Here is a 5,189-nt window from a genome sequence, read left to right as displayed (position 1 = left end):
AGGTTTAAACTAAAGAGTTTGATCCTGGCTCAGATTAAACGCTGGCGGCATGCCTTACACATGCAAGTCGAACGGCAACGCGGGCTTCGGCCTGGCGGCGAGTGGCGAACGGGTGAGTAATACATCGGAACGTGTCTTAGAGTGGGGGATAGCCCGGCGAAAGCCGAATTAATACCGCATACACTCTCAAGAGAAAAGCGGGGGACCTTCGGGCCTCGCGCTCAAAGAGCGGCCGATGGCAGATTAGCTAGTTGGTAGGGTAAAGGCTTACCAAGGCGACGATCTGTAGCTGGTCTGAGAGGACGGTCAGCCACACTGGGACTGAGACACGGCCCAGACTCCTACGGGAGGCAGCAGTGGGGAATTTTGGACAATGGGGGAAACCCTGATCCAGCAATGCCGCGTGTGTGAAGAAGGCCCTCGGGTTGTAAAGCACTTTTGTCCGGAAAGAAAGCAATTTAGTTAATACCTAAATTGGATGACGGTACCGGAAGAATAAGCACCGGCTAACTACGTGCCAGCAGCCGCGGTAATACGTAGGGTGCGAGCGTTAATCGGAATTACTGGGCGTAAAGCGTGCGCAGGTGGTTTGCTAAGACCAATGTGAAATCCCCGGGCTTAACCCGGGAACTGCATAGGTGACTGGCAGTCTAGAGTATGGCAGAGGGAGGTAGAATTCCACGTGTAGCAGTGAAATGCGTAGAGATGTGGAGGAATACCAATGGCGAAGGCAGCCTCCTGGGTCAATACTGACGCTCATGCACGAAAGCGTGGGGAGCAAACAGGATTAGATACCCTGGTAGTCCACGCCCTAAACAATGTCAACTAGTTGTTGGGGATTTATTTCCTTAGTAACGTAGCTAACGCGTGAAGTTGACCGCCTGGGGAGTACGGTCGCAAGATTAAAACTCAAAGGAATTGACGGGGACCCGCACAAGCGGTGGATGATGTGGATTAATTCGATGCAACGCGAAAAACCTTACCTACCCTTGACATGGTCGAAACTCTACTGAGAAGTAGAGGTGCTTGAAAGAGAATCGGCGCACAGGTGCTGCATGGCTGTCGTCAGCTCGTGTCGTGAGATGTTGGGTTAAGTCCCGCAACGAGCGCAACCCTTGTCCCTAGTTGCTACGCAAGAGCACTCTAAGGAAACTGCCGGTGACAAGCCGGAGGAAGGTGGGGATGACGTCAAGTCCTCATGGCCCTTATGGGTAGGGCTTCACACGTCATACAATGGTCGGAACAGAGGGTTGCCAACCCGCGAGGGGGAGCTAATCCCAGAAAACCGATCGTAGTCCGGATTGTAGTCTGCAACTCGACTGCATGAAGCTGGAATCGCTAGTAATCGCGGATCAGCATGTCGCGGTGAATACGTTCCCGGGTCTTGTACACACCGCCCGTCACACCATGGGAGTGGGTTTTACCAGAAGTGGCTAGTCTAACCGCAAGGAAGACGGTTACCACGGTAGGATTCATGACTGGGGTGAAGTCGTAACAAGGTAGCCGTATCGGAAGGTGCGGCTGGATCACCTCCTTTCTAGAGAAAATGTCTATCTGCAAGTACCCACACTTATCGGCTGTAAAGTCACGGGGGACAGACAAAGGGTCTGTAGCTCAGTCGGTTAGAGCACCGTCTTGATAAGGCGGGGGTCGTTGGTTCAAATCCAACCGGACCCACCATGCGTGTCTAGCAAATAAATATCAAACCCAAGAAGCTTGGGGGCATAGCTCAGCTGGGAGAGCACCTGCTTTGCACGCAGGGGGTCGTCGGTTCGATTCCGTCTGCCTCCACCACTGTTTAATTGCAAGTATTCAAGTTTGAGTATTAGTAATTAAATCTGTGTATCAAGAATTTTTTGTTAGCTGTAACGTTCTTTAAAAATCTGGAAAAAGCAGTATATCTATTAGAGCATCTTGAGATGGATGCAAAAATAGATGGGTAGAGAATTTATTTTCTTGAGTAACTCAAAATACTCAAAAAGTATGGCACAGCACAAAGCTCACCCATAACTTGCTCGTTGCAAAACGGACTTGTTATAGGATCAAGCAAGTAAGTGCATGTGGTGGATGCCTTGGCGATCACAAGCGAAGAAAGACGTAGTAGCCTGCGAAAAGCTGCGGGGAGCTGGTAAACAAGCTATAATCCGCAGATGTCTGAATGGGGTAACCCGACCTACATAGGTCATCCGTGATTGAATCTATAGATCATGTGAAGCGAACGCGGCGAACTGAAACATCTAAGTAGCCGTAGGAAAAAAAATCAACCGAGATTCCCAGAGTAGTGGCGAGCGAAATGGGATCAGCCTGTACCATGTAACTCTCTAGTTAACTGAACGCTTTGGAAAAAGCGGCCGCAGTAAGTGATAGCCTTGTAAGTAAAAACTAAAGTGTGGAACTAAGGGTACGATAAGTAAGACGGGACACGTGAAATCTTGTCTGAAGATGGGGGGACCATCCTCCAAGGCTAAATACTCGTGATCGACCGATAGTGAACTAGTACCGTGAGGGAAAGGTGAAAAGAACCCCGAGAGGGGAGTGAAATAGATCCTGAAACCACATGCATACAAACAGTCGGAGCCTTGTAAAGGGTGACGGCGTACCTTTTGTATAATGGGTCAGCGACTTACGTTCAATAGCAAGCTTAACCGATAGGGGAGGCGTAGCGAAAGCGAGTCCGAATAGGGCAATAAGTTGTTGGGCGTAGACCCGAAACCAAGTGATCTATCCATGGCCAGGTTGAAGGTGCGGTAACACGCACTGAAGGACCGAACCCACTAACGTTGAAAAGTTAGGGGATGAGCTGTGGATAGGGGTGAAAGGCCAAACAAACTTGGAAATAGCTGGTTCTCTCCGAAAACTATTTAGGTAGTGCCTCGTGTATCACCTTTGGGGGTAGAGCACTGTCATGGTTGAGGGGTCCATTGCGGATTACTTCGTCATAGCAAACTCCGAATACCGAAGAGTGTAATCACGGGAGACAGACGCCGGGTGCTAACGTCCGACGTCAAAAGGGAAACAACCCAGATCGCCAGCTAAGGTCCCTAAAATTAGCTAAGTGGGAAACGAAGTGGGAAGGCAAAAACAGTCAGGAGGTTGGCTTAGAAGCAGCCATCCTTTAAAGAAAGCGTAATAGCTCACTGATCGAGTCGTCCTGCGCGGAAGATGTAACGGGGCTAAGCTAATTACCGAAGCTGCGAATACGTGCGTAAGTGCGTATGGTAGGAGAGCGTTCCGTAAGCCTGCGAAGGTACACTGAAAAGTGTGCTGGAGGTATCGGAAGTGCGAATGCTGACATGAGTAGCGATAAAGGAGGTGAAAAGCCTCCTCGCCGTAAGCCCAAGGTTTCCTACGCAACGTTCATCGGCGTAGGGTGAGTCGGTCCCTAAGGCGAGGCAGAAATGCGTAGCTGATGGAAAGCAGGTTAATATTCCTGCACCATTGTTAGATGCGATGGGGGGACGGATCGCGGAAGGTTGTCCGGGTGTCGGAAGTCCCGGTCCCTACATTAAAGAAGGTGCTCTGGCAAATCCGGGTACATAATTCAAGGGTGTGGGGCGAGCAGTTTTAAGCTGCAAAGCAATTAGAAGTGGTCCCAAGAAAAGCCTCTAAGCTTCAGTCTAACAAGACCGTACCGCAAACCGACACAGGTGGGCGGGATGAGTATTCTAAGGCGCTTGAGAGAACTCGGGAGAAGGAACTCGGCAAATTGGTACCGTAACTTCGGGATAAGGTACGCCCTATTAGCCTAACTGGCTAGCGCCAGCAGGGTCAAAGGGTTGCAATAAACTGGTGGCTGCGACTGTTTAATAAAAACACAGCACTCTGCAAACACGAAAGTGGACGTATAGGGTGTGACGCCTGCCCGGTGCCGGAAGATTAAATGATGGGGTGCGAGCTCTTGATTGAAGTCCCGGTAAACGGCGGCCGTAACTATAACGGTCCTAAGGTAGCGAAATTCCTTGTCGGGTAAGTTCCGACCTGCACGAATGGCGTAACGATGGCCACACTGTCTCCTCCCGAGACTCAGCGAAGTTGAAGTGTTTGTGATGATGCAATCTACCCGCGGCTAGACGGAAAGACCCCATGAACCTTTACTGTAGCTTTGCATTGGACTTTGAACAAATCTGTGTAGGATAGGTGGGAGGCTTTGAAGTGTGAACGCTAGTTCGCATGGAGCTGTCCTTGAAATACCACCCTGGTTTGTTTGAGGTTCTAACCTAGGACCCTGAAGCGGGTTCGGGAACCGTGCATGGTAGGCAGTTTGACTGGGGCGGTCTCCTCCCAAAGTGTAACGGAGGAGTACGAAGGTACGCTAAGTACGGTCGGAAATCGTGCTGATAGTGCAATGGCATAAGCGTGCTTAACTGCGAGACCGACAAGTCAAGCAGGTGCGAAAGCAGGTCATAGTGATCCGGTGGTTCTGTATGGAAGGGCCATCGCTCAACGGATAAAAGGTACTCTGGGGATAACAGGCTAATACCGCCCAAGAGTTCATATCGACGGCGGTGTTTGGCACCTCGATGTCGGCTCATCTCATCCTGGGGCTGTAGCCGGTCCCAAGGGTATGGCTGTTCGCCATTTAAAGAGGTACGTGAGCTGGGTTTAAAACGTCGTGAGACAGTTTGGTCCCTATCTGCCGTGGGCGTTGGAAGTTTGAGAGGGGCTGCTCCTAGTACGAGAGGACCGGAGTGGACGAACCTCTGGTGTACCGGTTGTCACGCCCGTGGCATCGCCGGGTAGCTATGTTCGGGAGAGATAACCGCTGAAAGCATCTAAGCGGGAAACTTGCCTCAAGATGAGACTTCCCCGGGGACTTGATCCCCTTGAAGGGTCGTTCAAGACTAGGACGTTGATAGGTCGGATGTGTAAGCGCAGTAATGCGTTAAGCTAACCGATACTAATTGCCCGTAAGGCTTGATCCTATAACTGGTCCGTTTTGATGTTGTGCTATTATCTACTAACTGCTTTTACCCCAGACTAGTTACGCGCTATAGCGTAACAACAGTTTTTTGCCTGATGACTATAGTAAGTTGGCCCCACCCCTACCCATCCCGAACAGGACCGTGAAACGACTCCACGCCGATGATAGTGCGGATTGCCCGTGTGAAAGTAGGTAATTGTCAGGCTCTTCTTTTTAAAACACGACGCCCGCTTTAAATAATGAAGCGGGCGTCGTGTTTTAAATCTCC

General features: G+C 50.5%; 2 tRNA genes and 3 rRNA genes. All 5 read left to right on the top strand.

The window, feature by feature from the left end:
- Positions 1-6: 6 nt before the first annotated feature.
- Positions 7-1,537 (top strand): 16S ribosomal RNA (locus K0T93_RS04535).
- A 66-nt stretch (positions 1,538-1,603) separates the two neighbouring features.
- A tRNA-Ile gene (locus tag K0T93_RS04530) sits at positions 1,604-1,680 on the top strand.
- Positions 1,681-1,718: 38 nt separating this feature from the next.
- A tRNA-Ala gene (locus tag K0T93_RS04525) sits at positions 1,719-1,794 on the top strand.
- Positions 1,795-2,040: 246 nt separating this feature from the next.
- Positions 2,041-4,922, top strand: a 23S ribosomal RNA gene (locus K0T93_RS04520).
- Positions 4,923-5,012: 90 nt separating this feature from the next.
- Positions 5,013-5,126 (top strand): 5S ribosomal RNA (rrf, locus tag K0T93_RS04515).
- Together the 16S, 23S and 5S rRNA genes with 2 tRNA genes alongside form the textbook arrangement of a ribosomal RNA operon.
- Positions 5,127-5,189 lie beyond the last annotated feature (63 nt).

It is taken from the genome of Candidatus Vallotiella sp. (ex Adelges kitamiensis) (assembly GCF_020342435.1).
In the GTDB taxonomy this organism is placed as follows: domain Bacteria; phylum Pseudomonadota; class Gammaproteobacteria; order Burkholderiales; family Burkholderiaceae; genus Mycetohabitans.
The sequence above is the reverse complement of the archived record's forward strand: the minus strand, read 5'-3'. Positions and strand labels throughout refer to the sequence as shown.